This window comes from Spiroplasma endosymbiont of Panzeria rudis, assembly GCF_964019705.1.
Taxonomy (GTDB): domain Bacteria; phylum Bacillota_I; class Bacilli_A; order Mycoplasmatales; family VBWQ01; genus Spiroplasma_E; species Spiroplasma_E ixodetis_A.
The window spans coordinates 71727-90973 of sequence record NZ_OZ026460.1 but is presented as its reverse complement, the minus strand read 5'-3'; the positions used below and the strand labels follow the sequence as shown (position 1 = coordinate 90973).

Genomic DNA, 19247 nt, shown 5'->3' with positions numbered 1-19247 from the left:
CTATTATTGTATCCTTTTTAGCATTAATAATTTTTAAATTAAAATTTAATCTATTTGAAAATGGATTAAAAAATATTAAACACTCATTATTATGACAATGCATTAAAAAAATTATTTAATAAACCTACTGTTAGTGAAGCAGATATTGAATTAGAATATGAAAAAATAACTGCTTTAAAAAGATGATATGATTTAAATTTTATTAAACTAGAATTTAATTTAAATGAAATACAAAAAATTTTAGAAATACAAACTTTAAATCCTAATAATGACTACAATAACAATATTTGTAAAAATATTAAATATTTATTTACTTGATTAATATCAATAGTATCTTCGATGACACTTGATAGTTATTTTGATATTATTACTGCTCAAATAAGTGCTAACAAAAAAATAGATTTTATAAAAGATTTAAAGCTACTAATAACTAAAGAAAATATAATAGTTGCAATAATAGCCCAAATTGGTTTTTCATTTAAACTTAATATTACTGATTTTTGTTGAGAAAGATTTAAAAATACATATACTTATCAAGTATTAAGTTATATATGTAATTTTCCTAAAAAATGTTATCAGTCTGTTTACTCAAATAATTCAATTTTCCAATTAAGTTCAAATATTACTGAAGAAAATTTAGAAAAATTAGTCAAAAATTATTATGAAAAAATTGATAAAAATATTAAAATCTTAGAAAAAATAAATATTAAATTAAATGATACTATTGATACAAGTAATCGATTAAATATTAATAAAATTAATAATTCTCAACTACCACCATTATTAAAAACACTACAAAAAATAGAATCAAATATTATTTCAATACCAATTAACTAAAAATATTGTCAAATAACTTTTTTATAAAATAAAAAAGGAATGATTGTTATGATTATTCCTTTTTATAACTTTATTTACTTGTACTATAATTTTTCATATATTGAACTAATGTTTTAATTAATATACCCATACCACGATCATTTTTATAAGCAGTTCCTGCAATATCTAAATGTAAAAATGGTTTATCTTCACTAAATTCTTTTAAAAATGCAGCAGCATTTGATGAACCACCATATGGATCTTTAGAAAGATTACTTAAATCAGCTATTTTAGATGAACGCATATTTAAAATATTTTGTTGATGAATTGGCATTCTTCAAATTTCCTCATTAGTTTGTTGTGATGATAAATCAAAATCATTAAATAATTTATCATCAGTAGCAAAAGCACCAGTCATATAGCTACCTAATGCCACTAGCATTGCGCCAGTTAAAGTTGATAATTCAATAATACGATTTGCTTTTCCTTTACGTAAAGCATATGTCATACCATCTGCTAATACCAATCTTCCTTCTGCATCGGTATTATTAATTTCTACAGTTTTACCATTCATTGAAGTAAAAACTGTTTCTACTAAAGTAGCATGACCACCAATCTTATTTTCTGTTAAACAAGCAACAGCGACAAAGTTTATTTTTAATTGTAATTTAGCAGCAGCAATGGCAGCATTACATACACTAGCTGCACCCGACATATCAAATTTCATACCTTTCATTGCTGAAGAAGGTTTTAGTGAATAACCACCACTATCAAAAGTAATTCCTTTACCAACTAATCCCAAAATATCATCGGCATGCTGTGGATCACCTTTATATTCCAAAACAACAACACGAGCATCAAAATTACTTCCAGCATTAACTGCTAATAATAAATTCATATTTAGCTCTGTTATTTCTTTTTGCCCTAAAACCTTTACTGATAAATTTTTAATACCTTTTGCTGCATCTTGAATTTTTTTTGCAAAAACTTCGGGATATAATAAATTAGGTGGCATATCTTGCAAATTACGTGCTAAATTAATACTTTCTCCTTGAATTTCGATCTGTTGTTGTGAAGTATAGCTAGGGAATTTTGCTGTTGAAACAACATTATATTTAACTTTTTTTTCTTCATTCTTTTTACTTTTTAAAGTATATTCTTTAAAAGTACCGAATCATAATGCTTCATATATAGTTTGTAAAAGTATACTTTCATTTAAATTACTCGTAACAAAAGATTTGACATCAATATCCAAATCTTGACTATTATTACTACTAAAATTTACAAAAAAATTATAAACATCATTACGAGTTAAACCTTTACTATCACCTAAATATAGGTAATAAGTTTTATCTTCAGAAATTAATGTTAATTTATTTTTTTCTTTAGCAATCAATTCATGAGGAACTTTATCAGCAAATACCGCTGTTAATTTTAATTTTAATTCAAGTTTACTACTAACATTAAGTAGAATATTTTTATCCATATTTTCACTCCTAAATGGTAATATTAAAATAATTACAATATATCTGAATTAATATTTTCAAAAATTACAACAAAAATAGATAAGTTAAACAATATTATTGTATTATTATTGTATTGTAATATTACCATAGAATGGAGCAAAAACTATGAAGCGTTCTGAATTAAATGAAAAAGATAAAAAAAAGTACTGCTGAGATTTTAAGCATTTATTTATTAATAATGAATCTTGAAAAAAAGCTTTACCTGAGTTTGATAAATTTGCCAATCAACTTTTAACTTTTAAAGGAAAATTAAATAATATTGATAACTTTAAAAAATATTTAGCAATTAGCAAAGAAATATCAATGTTAGAATCTAAAGTTGTACAATATTTACATTATGGAGATTTAGATCAAACTAACTTAGAATTGCAACAATTATCTAGTTTATTTGCGACTCAACAAAGTAAGTTATCGGAAAAATTAGCATGGATTGAACCAGAAATTAAAACTATTGGTTTACAAACTATTAAAAACTGGATTAATAATGATCCCTCATTAATGATATATAAACATGATATGGAAGTTTTCTTTAAATTTGAAAAATTTATTTTAAGTGAACACGATGAAACTTTACTTAGTAAAGTTAGTAAATCAAGAAGTGCTGCTGGTGGTTTATATGATAGTTTGGTTTATGCTGATAAACAAAAAACAATGTTTAATTATCAAAATAAAGAACAAGAATTAACACAAACTTTATATTTAGACATTTTAGAAAATAGTAATCCAGTAAAAAATCAACAATTAAGAATTGATATTTCAAAAAAATTTTATGAAGATATTAAAAATAAAAAACATTCATTAGCACAAGTTTATGAAAGTATTTTAGAAGTAGCTGTTGAAGAAATAAAAATTCGTAACAACGATAAAGAAAAAGATAATAAAAAACATTTAACTACTTTAGAATATAGTTTATTAAGTGATGATGTACCATTAATACTATATGAAAATTTAATAAAAACGGGACAGAAACACGCTATTTTAGTAGAAGAATTTTATAATTTAAAACGTAAATTTTTTAAATTTAAAAAATTTTATAGTACCGATACTAGTTTAAAAATGACAACAATACCAACCAAAAAATTCAGTGTTGAAAAAGGTATTAATTCAATCAAAGAAATTTTAAGTATCTTAGGTGATGAATATTTAGAACAATTAAACTTAGCATTATTACCAGGTAGAATTGACTATTATGAAGACACAAATAAACGAACTGGTGCTTATTCAACAGGTGGTAATGGCGTAGAACCCATTATTTTAATGAATTGAGATGATACTATTAATTCACTTAATACACTAGCTCATGAATTAGGTCATTCTGTTCACACCCTATTTTCAGAAAAATATCAAAAATATCCAAATGCTGACTATCCAATTATTTTAGCTGAAGTTGCTTCAACAGTTAATGAACATCTAGCATTTGATTATTTATATAATAAAGCGTCAAATAATCAAGAACGCATTTACTTACTACAAACTCATATTGAAACTGTAATTGGTACTTTTTTTCGTCAAATTCAATTTGCTGAATTTGAATGAGAAGCACATAAATTAGTAGAAAAAGAAGTGCCATTAAACGCCGATATTTTGGCTGATTTATTTGAAAATACAGCTAATAAATATGGACAAAAAGCATTAGATAAATACGAAGAAAAAGCAAAAGGATACTCATGACCACGAATTCTTCATTTTTTCCACTCACCTTATTATGTTTATAAATATGCTACTTCAATTACCGTTTCTTATAAACTTTATGAAGATGTTAAAAATGGTAAAAAAGAAAATTTACTTAACTTTTTAAAAGCTGGTGGCAGCAAATATCCATTAGATATTTTAAAAGATGCGGGTGTTGATTTAACACAAATTGATGTTTATAACCCATTAATTACTAATTTAAAGAAAATGATTAACCAATTATCAGACTTAATTAATAATAAAGATAATTAAATTGCAAAAAAATAATATATAATACTAATGGTGTTTTAGTCCTTTAGCATTTTATTTAAAACGTTATAAAATAATATGTACATATTTTGACTATTACAATTAGTAAAGACTAAGGAGAATAAATAAAAAATGAATGTGAAATTTGATTTTGAAGATATAAATCTAATTGCAAATAAAGGAATAGTTAAATCGCGAAAAGAATGTGATACCAGTGTTAAACTAAATGGTTTTACTTTTAAAATTCCAATTATTCCGGCAAATATGAGTGCTGTCATTAACCAAGAATTATGTATTTGATTGGCTAAAAATAATTACTTTTATGTAATGCACCGTTTTAATATCGATCAAATTAAATTTATTAAAAATATGCATGAACAAAAATTATATGCTTCAATTAGCATTGGTGTTAAAAAAGAGGATAAAGAGTTACTTGAACAATTAATCAAACTGAATCTAATTCCTGAATTTATTACTATTGATATTGCTCATGGTCATAGTAATGCTATGGAAGAAATGATTAAATTTATAAAAACTACTTTTACTAAAACAAATACTAAACCTTTTATTATTGCTGGTAACGTTATGACAAAAACCGCTGTTAAAGATTTAGAAAAATGAGGCGCTGATGCAATTAAATTTGGTGTTGGTCCAGGAAAAGCTTGTATTACTAAACTAAAAACTGGATTTGGTACAGGTGGTTGACAATTAAATGCTTTACAAGATGTTGCCAATAGCACCACTAAACCATTAATTGCAGATGGTGGTATTAGATGTAATGGTGATATTGCTAAAGCAATAGCTTTTGGTGCCACTATGATTATGGCAGGAAGTATTTTAGCGGGTTATGATGAATCACCTAGCAAAATTGTTACAATAAATGGTCAATCTTACAAAGAATATTTTGGATCAGCAAGTATTTTTAACAAAGCGGAAGCGAAAAATATTGAAGGTAAAAAAATACTTGTTCCATATAAAGGTTCAATTGCTGATACTTATAAAGAAATGGAAGAAGATTTACAATCTGCTATTTCTTATGGTGGCGGTAAAGATTTATCTGCATTAACAAAATGTGATTATGTTATTGTTAAAGGTACTATTAATAATGGTGATGATCGTTAATAACTTTTAATTTTTCTTTAAAAACAATTCTGGGTACCGAGAATTGTTTTTTATTAAAATAGAAGCAAATCAAACTGCCTATGATGATAATTGAATTCACAGTGATAATTGTTTAATGATATTAAAGAATCTAATAATTAAATTATTTTTAATATTTAAACTACTTTGTCTAAAACTTTTTTTCTGATTTTTCTGCCATTTTCTATCCCCTTTATTATCATTTATAGTGAGCAAAGGCTTTATTAGTTTCTTCCATATTTTTTTGCTTTTTAGTTTATATTCAATTTTATTTTAATAAAATATAATGAATTAAATAAACTTTATTTAAAATACCAGATAAAAATATATTGTGAAATACGTTTTATTTCTTTATAATAAATATAAAAATTAATATAAGTTTTTTAATCCATTTACTTTCATTTCAAAGTAAATGGTTTTTTATTTTGAAGGGGATGAAAAGATGATTAATACAGAAAAATTACCTTTATTAGAAACAAGTGCACATATTAATTATAATGGAATTAATAATTCAAATATGTCAATAAATCATAATGATTCATCTAGTACTGAAAGTATTATAACTTTAGATGATGATCAAATAACAAATGGAAGAGAAAATAATAATTTAAACAGTTTATTATTTGATGGTGATTCAGTAAATACTATTGTTAATTTTAGCAATGATTGAAGGGATACTGATGATCGTTATGGTGGAAAAACACAGAAAAGATTAGATATTAATGGTAATTGAGAATATAATACGAAATTTATAACAGGTGATATTTTAAATGAAAAAATAGCAAATATTGATAATCAATTATATTTAATGAAAGAAATTATATTAAATGATGGCAGAGTTATTTTAGAATTATCAAATTTAAATGAAAATAAAAAAATTGAAACAAAATATAAAATATACAATAATGAAGAAGAAAGAGAATACAATAATAATTTAAATGACTTGGATTTAACTACTTTTTTACCAATAAATAAAGAAAAAACTAATTTTTTAAAAAAATTTTTCAGTTCAAAATATATGTTTTTACCTAATACATTTTTTTTAAATTTTGCTTTCGGATCAGTATTATTATTTGAAGCTAAAAATTATTTTCATAAAGAAAAGTTACCTGAAAATCTTTATCATAATTTTTGAGATGTATTAATGAGTGGTATTAGTGGTATTACAGTAATGAATTTATCGTATTTAAATTACAAACTTATTTCTTTAAAAAATAAATGAAAATACTTATCTTTTTCTTTAGTAATTGGTGGTATTAGTATTTGAGATCAATTTTTATATTTATATGTTAGCGAAGAAAATTTCAACTTCATCTCTTTTATAGAAAGAATAAGTATTTTTTTTATTAGTATTTTAATTGAAGAATTAATTTTTGATAAAATTGCTCAACCTTGCATTGAAAAATTATGACAAAATTTAAAAAATCAAAACTTTTCAAAAATTATTAAATATGGTAGTACTGTTAGTATGCTTCTTTTTGTATCAATTTTTAAAAATATATTAACTGGTCTTTATGGCGAAGAAAAAGAAATAAATTTAGAAAATATTAAAAAAGCACTTCCACTAACACTATTGACAGTAATTCTTGAAAATACTCTTACTTCTTTTTCTTTTTCTTATTTTGATTGATTTTGAACAAAAATTTCAATTGCAAAAGAAATAGCAACCAATAGTATAAAAGGAATAGAAAGATTTGCTAATCAACAAGCACAAAATTATAGTTTTAAAAAATTAATAAAACAATTTAATTTTCAACCATTTAATGCAAACTTAATAAATGAAAGCGAATCGATAGATCATCCAGATTCAAATCAACCATCTATCCAAGTTATGTAAAAGTAAAGTCATTAATTCATCTTTTGATGAAATATAAAAAAATAACACATTTTAGTTTAATATATTAACTGAAAAATACATTATATAATAATAAAAAAGTGAATTAATAATTCACTTTTTTATTATTACAATTATTTAATATATTAAAACGAAGAAGTAAACCCCCTATTATCGTTATATCCAATTTCATTGAAACAACGATTGGGATCCATTTCATTTCAAGATACAGCATGTCTAGATGTTGAAGGTTAAGATTGCATAGTTGCTTGACTTCTTAATCCAGAAATCTTTTGTTTAATTTCATATAATTTTGCAATTTTTTGTTGTTTAATTTCATTACTTCTACTATTATTAAAACGACCACAACTAATAATAACTCAAAATTTATTAGAAAAATTTCGCCCTCCTTTATCTGTTTCTAATTTTTGGATTTCTTTTTCTAATTTTTCTAATTGAGCTTGATATTGATTTAACGTTACTTCATATTTATATTTTTGAAATTGTTTATTCAATCAAATAAAAGGAGATTTTAATAATATTTTTATTTGTGTTTTTATACTTTGTGAATTATAAATTTGTCTTACTGTTGCAAGACAACCATTAATTTCGATATTTTTTTTATTTATACTAACATTTAATTTTGCAATTTTTTTATCTATTTTTGCAATATCTAAATTTCTTCTACTCATACTACGATTTAAATCGCAAATATTTTCCATCTTCAATTTTAATCTTATTTTTAATCTTGCATCTAAAACCTCTTTTTCTAATTTTAGATTTGGACATAATCATCAATTTTCTTGTTTTATTGAAAAAAATTTATTTGCTATTTCAAGTTCATTTCTAGCAATTTTACAAAATATTCTTTTTGTTTTGTATGTTCTTCTTTCTAACTTAACAGCTAATCTTGCTGTTTTTAATTTTAACTTTGATAAAATTAATTTTTTATTTAAATCATGAGCATTAAAATTTTCAATTTGCTGTTCTATATTTGTTCCTTCAACTTCCAATACTCTTATTTCACTATCTAATTTCTCTTCTCGTATCATTTCTTTGGATATTTCTTCATCTAATGCTACTATGTTTTCTTTTCATTTTTTTATCATATATGTTGTTTGTAATTGTTTATTTGGTAATTGATTTTTTAATTTTAATATTTCTTCTCTATTTTTTTCTATTTGTTTTTGGATTTCATAAAGTTCATTAATATTTATAATCTTGTCTATTTTTTTAATTTGTTCAAAATGTTTTTTTCTTTTGGATAGGTTACACTTTATTGGACACTAATTACGTAGACAAGTGAACAAATTAGTTAAAAGAAAGGAACTATAATTATGGCCAATATTAACTCATATACCGATGAATTTAAAAAACAAATAGTAGCTTTATATCAAAGCGGTAAGTCAGTGTCTTGTCTTGCTAAAGAGTACAATGTTACAAGAGCAGCTACTTATAATTGAATTAAGCAATTTACTAATTCAGGCAGTTTTAAAACTAAAGATAATCGTTCTATTGAAGAAAATGAATTAATTAAATTAAGAAAAGAATTAAAACAGTTACGAATGGAAAATGATATTTTAAAGCAAGCAGCACTAATAATAGGCAGAAAATAGAAATTATTGCTAAAAATAAAGTTAAATATAAAATTCGCACAATGTGTCGTTTTTTAAAACTTTCTAAATCAACATATTATTTTAATTTAAAGGAAAAAGAAAAAAAACAAAATAATATTTATGATGAAGCTGTTATTAGTGTTTTTAAAGAAAATAAAGAAGTTTATGGAACAAGAAGATTAAAAGTTGTTCTAAAAGAAAAGAATATTTATTTGTCACGCAGAAAAATTAAAGAAATTATGAATAAACATAATTTAATATCAAAATACACTAAATTATCATTCAAAAATCATCATAATAAAGTCAACGATAGTCAAATAACCAATATCGTTAATAGAAACTTTAATAATAGGCTTAAAAATGAAGTTATTGTTAGTGATTTAACTTATGTTCAAGTTAATGGTAAATGAAACTATATTTGCCTATTAATTGACCTATTTAACCGCGAAATTATTGGACATAGTGTAGGTACTAAAAAAGATGCATCATTAGTACATCAAGCATTTATGCACTCAAATCGTTGTTTAAAAGATATTCAAATATTTCATAGTGATCGCGGTAATGAATTTAATAATAAAATTATTGATAAACTTTTACTAGCATTCAATATTAATCGCTCTTTAAGCAAAAAAGGTTGTCCTTATGATAACGCTGTTGCTGAAGCAACTTTTAAAACTTTCAAAATTGAATTTATTAATGATAAAAATTTTACATCATTAATCCAATTAAAATTAGAATTATTTGATTACATCAACTGATATAACAACATAAGAATTCACAGCACTTTAAACTACTTAACTCCAGTTAATTATCAAAAATAAATGTCTACCAAAAAATAGTCCTAAAAAGGGTTGCCATTCCAAATTATTTTTTAATTTATATTAATTTTATTATAATATTTAATATCATATACAAACACTAAAGTAGGTTAATAATGTTAGAAATCATAAGTCTTAATAATAAACATATTACAATTAAAGTGAAAAAAAATAAAAAAGAAATTTTAAATGCACTAGGTATTATTGATATCAATAATACTAATGAATTTAAAATATTTAATACTCCGTTTGCTCTTGAAATACTACTTAAATATACAAATAATAATGATAAATTAAAACAAATATATGAACACTCACTAATATCATGAAAAAAAATCCAACAAGAAAAAAACTTAAATGATTATCCAGGTAATCCTAAACTAAGAAATTATCAACGTGTTGATGTTGCAATTTTAAAAGCAAATAAAAGATTTGGCTTATTTAATGAAATGCGAACTGGTAAAACACCCACCATTTTAACAGCATTATCAGAAATGAAAACTAATAAAATATTATTTGTTGTTCCTAAGTCAACTATTTTATTAACATGGGTTCCCGAAATTAAAAAATGAACTACCTATAATTGTATTACTATTAAAGATGATATTACTAAAGTGCGAACAGAAAAATATAATCAATTTAAAAATAGTAATAATTGTATTTTAGTAGTTTCTAAAAACACTTTTAAAAATGATATAAAAAATAAATTATTAACTAAATTTGATTTTACATTAGTTATTGATGAAGCACATTTTTTAAGAAACTACAAAACTGCACAAAGTTCAACAATTTTGGAAGTTGCAAATAAAGTATCATCAGTTTATTGTTTAACTGGTACTCCCGCCAACAATCATCCTAGTGATATTTTTGGTATATTAAAAATTATTGATAATAAACTATATAAAAATATTGATTATTGAGATTTTGTTGCTCGTTACTTTGGAATAATTAGAAAACGTATTACTAATTTTGTAACTATTAATATACCAAAACCAAATGTTAAACCACAACTAGCAGCAGAATTTGATTATTTAGTTAAAAAAATATCAATTATGCGTAAACAAATTGATGTACGTAATGAAATGCCAAAAATTATTAAAAATGATTTAATTTTAACTATGCCCAAAGCACAAACTGCAATTTATTGTGATACTCTTGAAACTATGAAACAAGAATTATTTTATAATAAAAAATCTAAAATAACTTTTTTACAAATATTTACCAAATTAAGAACTATTTGTTCAACACCTATTAATGAGGGAATGAAAGAATTAGGAGCAAAATTTAATTGATTACTAGACTACTTACATGATAATGAAAATGATTCAATTATTATTTATAGTAGTTTTAGTGATAAAGGAATTAACATTTTAAGTAACATTTTAGATAAACATAAATTAAATCATCAATTAATTACTGGTAAAGTAAATCATGAACAAAGACTTAAAGCTATTAGTGATTTTCAAAGTAAAAAAGTTAAAATTATTTTATGTAACATTAAATCTACTAATGTTGGTATCACATTAGATCAAGGTGATGTTATGATTTTTCTAGATCGTGAATTAAACCCAACCGAAAATGAGCAAGCTGAAAGTCGCTTTTTTCCAACTCAATTAAACGATAATAAAACTAGAGAAATTATTAATTTATATTGTGCTAATACTATTGATTTAAAAATTAGAGACATCCTTAATAATAAAATTGATATTAATAAAGTTATTAATGATCAAGGTATTAAATTTTTTGAATAATTTTTATTATATTTAATAAACTAAACGAGGATTAAAAACAAGATCTGCATTATTATTAGGAATGAATTGTTCATCATTAATTTCAAGAATATATTCTTGCAATAAAGGCGCAAATTCGTTTGAAGATTGAAAAGAATGAGTGTTATCAATGATTTGTTGACTTTCAAAAAATTCTCTATAATCACCATTATCTTCTCCATCATTTAAACAACAAAAAAGACCTGAAATAAAACCAAAAAGAGCACCAGCAAAACACCCTGAAAACACTGTTACAGCTGAAGTAATATCAAATTCAAAATATTTTGTTCTCTTTTTTGATATAAATCAGAAAGAGCAAACAAACTACCTCCAATAATATTCCCTAAACAACTTGCTAATATTATTTTTTTATTAATCATGTTATTTACCACCTTTTTAATATTTAAATTATTGGTTTAGATATTTTTTTTAAATTAAATGCTTTTCAAGCAAGAGCATCTGCTTCATCATTATATATATCACCACTATGACCTTTAACTCATTTAAAATAAATATTAACATCTTTTGCTATTTTATCATAAAATGCTTTATATGCCTTTGTTTCTACTTTAGTAGTTTTTCATTCACCAGTACATCATTTACTAATTCCAACATAATCATGACAAATTAAAATTGATTTTATATTATTTTCCAAAGCTAACTGCATTGCCTTTTGTGCACCCATTATTTCTCCAGCAACATTTCTTAATTTTGCTCAATTTTCATCATCAAATTTTTCATAAAATATATCTTTTTTGTCATTATTTAAGAAAACAAGTCCATAAGAAAATTGATTAATTTCTTCTTTAAAACTACCATCAGTATATGCTATTACTTCATATTTATAGTGATTTTCAGATTTTATTTGAATTTTATCATCTAAATAATCTTGAGCTTCTTTTTTAGTTGCAAATTTTTTATACTGAGCACCAGCAAAACCTCTAATTTGTATTTCACATTCATTCCAGTTTTCAAATATTCCAATGACTCTACCTTTTTTTACTGCATAAAATTTACTTGCCATAATTATGACTCCTCTATTGTTTATTTTAATTTTACAATAATATTAAATTTTATCTAATTAAAATGACAAATTAAAGCAAAAATATTGCTGATGCTAATTAGCAAGTGACTTTACTAATTAAATAAAATGACACAAAAAAATATTTATTATTTTAAAATTTTAATTTTTAAATTTGGGTCATTTGTTAGGATCGTTTTCAAATCCTGAATTTTTAGCAAATCATCCATGTCATAATACTTCATTTACATTTCATTTTGATAAGTGGAATGGCAACCCTTTTTAGGACTATTTTTTGGTAGACATTTATTTTTGATAATTAACTGGAGTTAAGTAGTTTAAAGTGCTGTGAATTCTTATGTTGTTATATCAGTTGATGTAATCAAATAATTCTAATTTTAATTGGATTAATGATGTAAAATTTTTATCATTAATAAATTCAATTTTGAAAGTTTTAAAAGTTGCTTCAGCAACAGCGTTATCATAAGGACAACCTTTTTTGCTTAAAGAGCGATTAATATTGAATGCTAGTAAAAGTTTATCAATAATTTTATTATTAAATTCATTACCGCGATCACTATGAAATATTTGAATATCTTTTAAACAACGATTTGAGTGCATAAATGCTTGATGTACTAATGATGCATCTTTTTTAGTACCTACACTATGTCCAATAATTTCGCGGTTAAATAGGTCAATTAATAGGCAAATATAGTTTCATTTACCATTAACTTGAACATAAGTTAAATCACTAACAATAACTTCATTTTTAAGCCTATTATTAAAGTTTCTATTAACGATATTGGTTATTTGACTATCGTTGACTTTATTATGATGATTTTTGAATGATAATTTAGTGTATTTTGATATTAAATTATGTTTATTCATAATTTCTTTAATTTTTCTGCGTGACAAATAAATATTCTTTTCTTTTAGAACAACTTTTAATCTTCTTGTTCCATAAACTTCTTTATTTTCTTTAAAAGCACTAATAACAGCTTCATCATAAATATTATTTTGTTTTTTTTCTTTTTCCTTTAAATTAAAATAATATGTTGATTTAGAAAATTTTAAAAAACGACACATTGTGCGAATTTTATATTTAACTTTATTTTTAGCAATAATTTCTATTTTCTGCCTATTATTAGTGCTGCTTGCTTTAAAATATCATTTTCCATTCGTAACTGTTTTAATTCTTTTCTTAATTTAATTAATTCATTTTCTTCAATAGAACGATTATCTTTAGTTTTAAAACTGCCTGAATTAGTAAATTGCTTAATTCAATTATAAGTAGCTGCTCTTGTAACATTGTACTCTTTAGCAAGACAAGACACTGACTTACCGCTTTGATATAAAGCTACTATTTGTTTTTTAAATTCATCGGTATATGAGTTAATATTGGCCATAATTATAGTTCCTTTCTTTTAACTAATTTGTTCACTTGTCTACGTAATTAGTGTCCAATAAAGTGTAACCTATCCAAATCATGTAAAATATATAATATAAATTTAAAGGGGGTTAATTAGATTATGCCAATTATTACAACTAAATGCTATATTTCATCATGTGAGAAAGAATATACATTTGACTCTTTATATCGTGATAAATTTATATATTGCAGTGGTAAATGTTATCAACAAGCATTCAATAATACAGTAACAAAATATACACAAAAATAATAAGTTAGTTTTGGAGAGATATTATGAAAAAAGAAAAATTAATAGAACTGATTAACAATAAAATATTATAAGGTTTTTAAAAATGAAAAAAAAGATATTTAAAGAAACTGTTGATGATAATTATTCAACAAAGAAAAGTATTAACTATTATAATAATTGACTTATTATAATTTTTTCATGATTAACAAGTATAACTTTAATAATTAGTTGATTTTTATGAAATTTTCGGAAATGTTTAGTAATCTGTGTAACTTACAAAAATAACTATGTTTAATTAATTCTAGTAAATATAATTAAATGACTAGAAAGAGTGAGTTACAGATGGCTAAAAAAGATAACTTTAATAATAATGATCCAATATCAAAAGCAGTAGATTTATTACTAGAAAATACTGAAGATTTAACAACAGTTTTTAAACCTGGCGGTTTATATAAAGAATTAACAAAAAGATTAGTTGAAAAAATGTTGAATTCTGAAATGCAAAATTATTTAGGATATGAAAAAAATCAACATAGTACTACTGAAAATGCTCGTAATGGTACAAGTTCAAAAAAATTAATAACTCAACAAGGTAAAATTGAAATTGATGTACCAAGAGATCGCAATAGTAATTTTACTCCTGTAATAGTTCCTAAAAGGCAAAGAAGATTTGATGGTTTTGATCAACAAGTTCTTTCCTTGTATGCAAAAGGAATGACATTATCTGACATTAGAATGCAGTTGCAAGAGTTATATCATGGTGCTGATATTAGTGAAAGTGTTATTAGTCAAATTACTGATGATGTTATTGATGATGTTAAAGCATGACAAAATCGACCATTAGAAAGTATTTATCCTATTGTTTATTTTGATTGTATAGTAGTTAAAGTACGACAAGATAAACGGATTATTAACAAATCAGTTTATATAGCATTAGGAGTTGATTTAGAAGGCAAAAAAGATGTTTTAGGATTATGAATTAGTGAAAATGAAGGTTCTAAGTTTTGATTATCTAATTTCACAGAAATGAAAAATCGTGGCTTAAATGATATTCTTATTGCTTGTAGTGATAATTTAACAGGCATGTCAGAAGCAATACAATCAGTTTATCCTAAAACAGAACATCAATTATGCATTGTTCATCAAATTAGAAATAGTTTAAAATATGTTTCATACAAACATCGAAAAGGTCTAGTTGCAGATTTAAAACCAATTTATAGTGCATGTAGTGAAGAACAAGCAATGCAAGCTTTAGAATCGTTTGAAAGTAAATGAAATAAACAATATCCTCAAATTACTAAATCTTGATATAAAAATTGAGATAATTTAATGGTTTTTATTAGTTATCCAGTAGAAATCAAAAGAGTGATTTATACTACAAATGCTATTGAATCTGTTAATAGTCAATTACGAAAAATCATCAGAAATAAAAAAGTTTTTCCTAATGATATGGCAGTTTTCAAAATATTTTACTTGGCAATTGAAAATATAACAAAAAAATGAACATTGCCTATTCAAAATTGAAATACAGCAATTGCTCATTTTATGATAAAATTTGAAGACAGAATTAATCTAAATTAGTAACTTTGTAAAACAAAGATACACAGATTATTAAAAAGCCTCTTATTTTCTTTAAAAGAGAAACTACTGATTTATTAATCCTTATTGATAATTTAATCACTAAGAAATTTTTTAAATTCAATTTAACTTTTCCAACTCTGACAATTGCAGTATTGGGCTTTGGCTTCATAATTTTAGGTATTGTTGCTTTTCCTTTTATCTTTTTAAAAAATAATGACTTTATTTCTCTAATATTAACTAGAATTATGTTATGAATATCATTATTTTTTATTATTGGATCAATTTTATTTTTTTCCTTTGGTGGATATGCTGCTTTTTATAAATTTGCTTCTGTGATAACTATTCGTAAAAAACTATTTTTCATTATTCCATGAGGATTAGAATTTTTTTATTTTATAGTTTTAATAATTTCTTGTATATGCTTTATTAAAAAAAGTAGAAAAAAGAAATATATGTCACTAGAAGCAAAAGCACTATATTTACAAAATGAAATTAATCAAAACATAACTTCTTCAACAAATAATAATAATAATGAACAAGCAATATGAACGCCACAACAAATTGAAGAAGTATGAAATAAAGGAGAAATTATCAATAATTTTAATCCACAATTATACCGTCGAGATTATGCGGGTGCCTTAATGTTTTGACATAATTTTATTGCACAACCGAAGCTTAATGATCCAATTGAAAGTTTAAATTGAACTATTATTTATGAACGTCCCACCACAGCAGATGGAACTAATTATATTAAAAATTTAGTACCCATGAATAATAATAATGCTGTTACTAAAGGTAATAATTTCCCCCATTGAACAACTTCAGTCACTTATGACAGTAAAAAAAAATAAAAACATATTTAAAAAGAAGTCATGAAAACATAAAGAAAAAAATCAAATAGAATAAAAAAACATATTTAAAAAACTAAGTATTAAAATACTTAGTTTTTTAAATAAAGATTAATTATCCAATTTTAGTTTTAGTTTCAACATTACTTGCTAATACTGTATCCAATACATCTTGACCACCACGAACCTGATGTTGTTCTGGATCAATGCTATGTAACATAATAATAACTTGATGAGCAACATTGATTTTCATACGATTAAATAATTTTGAAGCTTCCTCAATATAAGCTTGTAAGGGATTTAACTGCGCATAACCACGCAAATGGATTCCTGCACGCAGTTTGCTTAAAGCATCAATGTGATTAGTTCAATATTGATCAAAAGTTTGTAAAATAACACTATTTTCAATTTGTTTTATAATAACATCATTTAATTTTTCTCTTTTTTCAAGATAAAAATTATAAGATTTTTCAACAATTAAATCAATATTTTCTTCAATACTTAATCGATTTAACTTTTCTGCAATTAAATCATTAGGTTTAATTAATTTATTTTCAATACCTTTAACTAATTCATCATAATCAATAAACTGTTCTCTACCAACAACTTTATTAAAAATATTTAGTAAATCACGTGCTACTGTTCTGTGCATATTTTTGATTAAATCTAATAAATCATCAGCAAGTAAAATATTATCACGTTGATGATATGTAGCTTCACGATGCTGAGCAATAACATTATCATAATCTAATAAGTTTTTTCGTGCATCAAAATTCATACCTTCAATTTTTTGTTGTGCTCTAGTAATTGATCTAGTTAACATTTTTGATCTAATATAGTCTTCACCTAAACTTGCAAAAGCTTTTTTTAATTTTTCACCACCAAAACGTAACATCAAATCATCTTCAATTGAAACATAAAATCGTGAAAATCCAGGATCACCTTGTCTTCCGGCTCTTCCACGTAATTGATTATCAATTCTTCGTGCTTCGTTTCTTTCAGTACCTAATACAGCAAGGCCACCAAGTTCAATAACACCCTTACCAAGTTTAATATCTGTTCCACGTCCTGCCATATTGGTTGCTAAAGTAATTGATCCTTTTTCACCAGCTCTAGCAATAATATCAGCTTCACGAGCATGATTTTTAGCATTTAAAATCTCATGCTTAATTCCTTCCAAAGTTAACATATTAGCAATTCGTTCTGATACATCAACATTAGCAGTACCAATCAAAATTGGTTGTCCTTTAGTATGTCGTTCTTTAACTTCTGCAATTAAAGATTTAAATTTAGCATTTAATGAAGCAAAAACATGATCGGGTTTATCTTCTCGAATAATTGGTTTATTAGTAGGAATCTTAATTACTCTCATATTATAAATTTTTACAAACTCTTCTTCTTCGGTTTTAGCAGTTCCTGTCATACCACTTAGTTTATTATATAAACGGAAAAAGTTTTGATAAGTAATAGTAGCTACTGTTGTTGTTTCTTGTTGAATTGTAACATTTTCTTTAGCTTGTAAAGCTTGATGAAGTCCATCACTATATACTCTACCAGGCATTAATCTACCAGTAAACTGATCAACTAGCACAATTTCACCATCTTTAACAACATACTCTACATCTAATTTGAAAACATGATTAGCACGAAGTGCATTTTGAATATGATGAAATAATTCCGAGTTATCAATATCAAATAAATTTTTTAAATTAAACTGTTTTTGGGCTTTATTAACACCCGTTACTGTTAATGCAATTTGACGTGATTCTCAATCAATTTTATAATCTTCAGGTATTAAAGTTTTTGCAAAAACATCTGATGCTTGATATAAAGGAGTACGATTTTTTGAACCACCAGAAATAATTAAAGGTGTTCTTGATTCATCAATTAAAACAGAGTCCGCCTCATCAATGATAGCATAATTAAGCTGACGTTGAACTTTTTCTGGATAAACCTTAACCATATTATCACGCAAATAATCAAAGCCTAATTCTGAATTAGTTGTATATGTAACATCTTTTAAATACGCTTCACGTTTTTGATTAGTAGAATGATCACGAAGACTAACGCCAATAGTAATTCCCAAAAATTCTAAAATTGGTCGATTTAATTCGGCATCTCTTGCTGCTAAATATTCATTAACAGTAATAACATGAACACCTTTACTACTTAAAGCATTTAAATAAATTGGCATCACAGCAGTTAAAGTTTTTCCTTCACCAGTTCGCATTTCAGCAACATCGCCATTATGAAGAACAATACCACCAATTAATTGAACAGGATATGGATGTAATCCACTAATTCTTCGTGCTGCTTCTCTAATTGTCGCAAAAGCTTCAACTAAAATATCATCTAAAGTCTCACCTTCTGCCAATCTGGTTCTGAATTCAACTGTTTTATTTGCTAATTCTTCATCTTTAATTTTTCTCATTGTTTCATCAAGGCTAATTATTTCCTTAACTTGTTTATTAATTTTTCGTAAAATTTTACGATCTCACATAAAGTAAATCACCATTTTTTTCTTTATTATTACTTATACTTATTATTACTTGTAAAGTAATAAAATCTTTATTATTTTAACATAAAAAAACTTAGAAAACTTAGTACCCAAAAAAAAATTGTATTTATATTATATTTTTTTCTTTCTCTTCGAAGTTAGAAAAAATAATTTACTATAAT

16 protein-coding genes are annotated in these 19247 nt (G+C 24.3%); 9 read left to right on the top strand and 7 right to left on the bottom strand.

Annotation, left to right across the window (positions count from 1 at the left end):
• Positions 1–339 precede the first annotated feature (339 nt).
• Positions 340–837: a hypothetical protein gene (locus AACK89_RS00445; protein ID WP_338975776.1), complete on the top strand. Its 498-nt coding sequence runs from the start codon at positions 340–342 to the stop codon at positions 835–837.
• 70 nt (positions 838–907) lie between these two features.
• Here the strand turns inward: AACK89_RS00445 and AACK89_RS00440 are convergent, their stop codons facing one another.
• Positions 908–2302 carry a peptidase M17 gene (locus AACK89_RS00440; protein WP_338975775.1) on the bottom strand — a complete coding sequence of 465 codons (1395 nt, stop codon included), beginning with the start codon at positions 2300–2302 and terminating at the stop codon, positions 908–910.
• Positions 2303–2447: 145 nt separating this feature from the next.
• On the opposite strand from AACK89_RS00440, the gene pepF reads away from it, so the two are divergent.
• From pepF to AACK89_RS00425, 3 genes are all read left to right on the top strand, one after another.
• Positions 2448–4286 carry an oligoendopeptidase F gene (gene pepF, locus AACK89_RS00435; protein WP_338978565.1) on the top strand — a complete coding sequence of 613 codons (1839 nt, stop codon included), beginning with the start codon at positions 2448–2450 and terminating at the stop codon, positions 4284–4286.
• A 129-nt stretch (positions 4287–4415) separates the two neighbouring features.
• Positions 4416–5405 (top strand): GMP reductase, encoded by a 990-nt coding sequence (locus tag AACK89_RS00430; protein WP_338978562.1) that lies wholly within the window; start codon positions 4416–4418, stop codon positions 5403–5405.
• 460 nt (positions 5406–5865) lie between these two features.
• Complete coding sequence (locus AACK89_RS00425) at positions 5866–7260, top strand: hypothetical protein (protein WP_338978559.1); 1395 nt, start codon at positions 5866–5868, stop codon at positions 7258–7260.
• Positions 7261–7508: 248 nt separating this feature from the next.
• Here the strand turns inward: AACK89_RS00425 and AACK89_RS00420 are convergent, their stop codons facing one another.
• On the bottom strand, positions 7509–8366 hold the full coding sequence (locus tag AACK89_RS00420; protein ID WP_338978556.1) for a hypothetical protein: 858 nt from the start codon (positions 8364–8366) through the stop codon (positions 7509–7511).
• Between the two features lie 228 nt (positions 8367–8594).
• Here AACK89_RS00420 and AACK89_RS00415 point away from each other — a divergent pair.
• Both AACK89_RS00415 and AACK89_RS00410 read left to right on the top strand, forming a co-directional pair.
• Positions 8595–9694 (top strand): IS3 family transposase gene (locus AACK89_RS00415; RefSeq protein WP_338978554.1). Its coding sequence is split into 2 segments (ribosomal slippage): positions 8595–8838 and positions 8838–9694, totalling 1101 coding nucleotides; the frame shifts between segments, so codons are not numbered across the junction.
• A gap of 158 nt (positions 9695–9852) precedes the next feature.
• Positions 9853–11442 carry a DEAD/DEAH box helicase gene (locus AACK89_RS00410; protein WP_338978551.1) on the top strand — a complete coding sequence of 530 codons (1590 nt, stop codon included), beginning with the start codon at positions 9853–9855 and terminating at the stop codon, positions 11440–11442.
• Between the two features lie 12 nt (positions 11443–11454).
• Here the strand turns inward: AACK89_RS00410 and AACK89_RS00405 are convergent, their stop codons facing one another.
• From AACK89_RS00405 to AACK89_RS00390, 4 genes are all read right to left on the bottom strand, one after another.
• A complete protein-coding gene (locus AACK89_RS00405; RefSeq protein WP_338978548.1) occupies positions 11455–11709 on the bottom strand; it encodes a hypothetical protein in 255 nt (84 codons plus the stop codon).
• 2 nt (positions 11710–11711) lie between these two features.
• The gene (locus AACK89_RS00400) at positions 11712–11840 is read right to left on the bottom strand and encodes a hypothetical protein (protein ID WP_338978546.1); all 129 of its coding nucleotides are present in this window, start codon (positions 11838–11840) and stop codon (positions 11712–11714) included.
• A 23-nt stretch (positions 11841–11863) separates the two neighbouring features.
• Positions 11864–12484: a ribonuclease H family protein gene (locus AACK89_RS00395; protein ID WP_281748496.1), complete on the bottom strand. Its 621-nt coding sequence runs from the start codon at positions 12482–12484 to the stop codon at positions 11864–11866.
• 303 nt (positions 12485–12787) lie between these two features.
• Positions 12788–13887, bottom strand: a protein-coding gene (locus tag AACK89_RS00390) for an IS3 family transposase (RefSeq protein ID WP_338978545.1) whose coding sequence is annotated in 2 segments (ribosomal slippage) — positions 12788–13644 and positions 13644–13887 — 1101 coding nt in all. Because the reading frame shifts where the segments join, the coding sequence is not laid out codon by codon here.
• Between the two features lie 123 nt (positions 13888–14010).
• Between AACK89_RS00390 and AACK89_RS00385 the strand changes: the two genes are divergently transcribed.
• From AACK89_RS00385 to AACK89_RS00375, 3 genes are all read left to right on the top strand, one after another.
• A complete protein-coding gene (locus tag AACK89_RS00385) occupies positions 14011–14160 on the top strand; it encodes a hypothetical protein (protein WP_281748502.1) in 150 nt (49 codons plus the stop codon).
• Positions 14161–14481: 321 nt separating this feature from the next.
• A complete protein-coding gene (locus AACK89_RS00380; RefSeq protein ID WP_281749630.1) occupies positions 14482–15720 on the top strand; it encodes an IS256 family transposase in 1239 nt (412 codons plus the stop codon).
• A gap of 452 nt (positions 15721–16172) precedes the next feature.
• Positions 16173–16571 carry a hypothetical protein gene (locus AACK89_RS00375; RefSeq protein WP_338978543.1) on the top strand — a complete coding sequence of 133 codons (399 nt, stop codon included), beginning with the start codon at positions 16173–16175 and terminating at the stop codon, positions 16569–16571.
• Positions 16572–16683: 112 nt separating this feature from the next.
• Here AACK89_RS00375 and secA read toward each other — a convergent pair whose 3' ends face one another.
• Entirely contained in the window at positions 16684–19068 is a 2385-nt protein-coding gene (gene secA, locus AACK89_RS00370; protein ID WP_338974175.1) for a preprotein translocase subunit SecA, read from the bottom strand.
• Positions 19069–19247 lie beyond the last annotated feature (179 nt).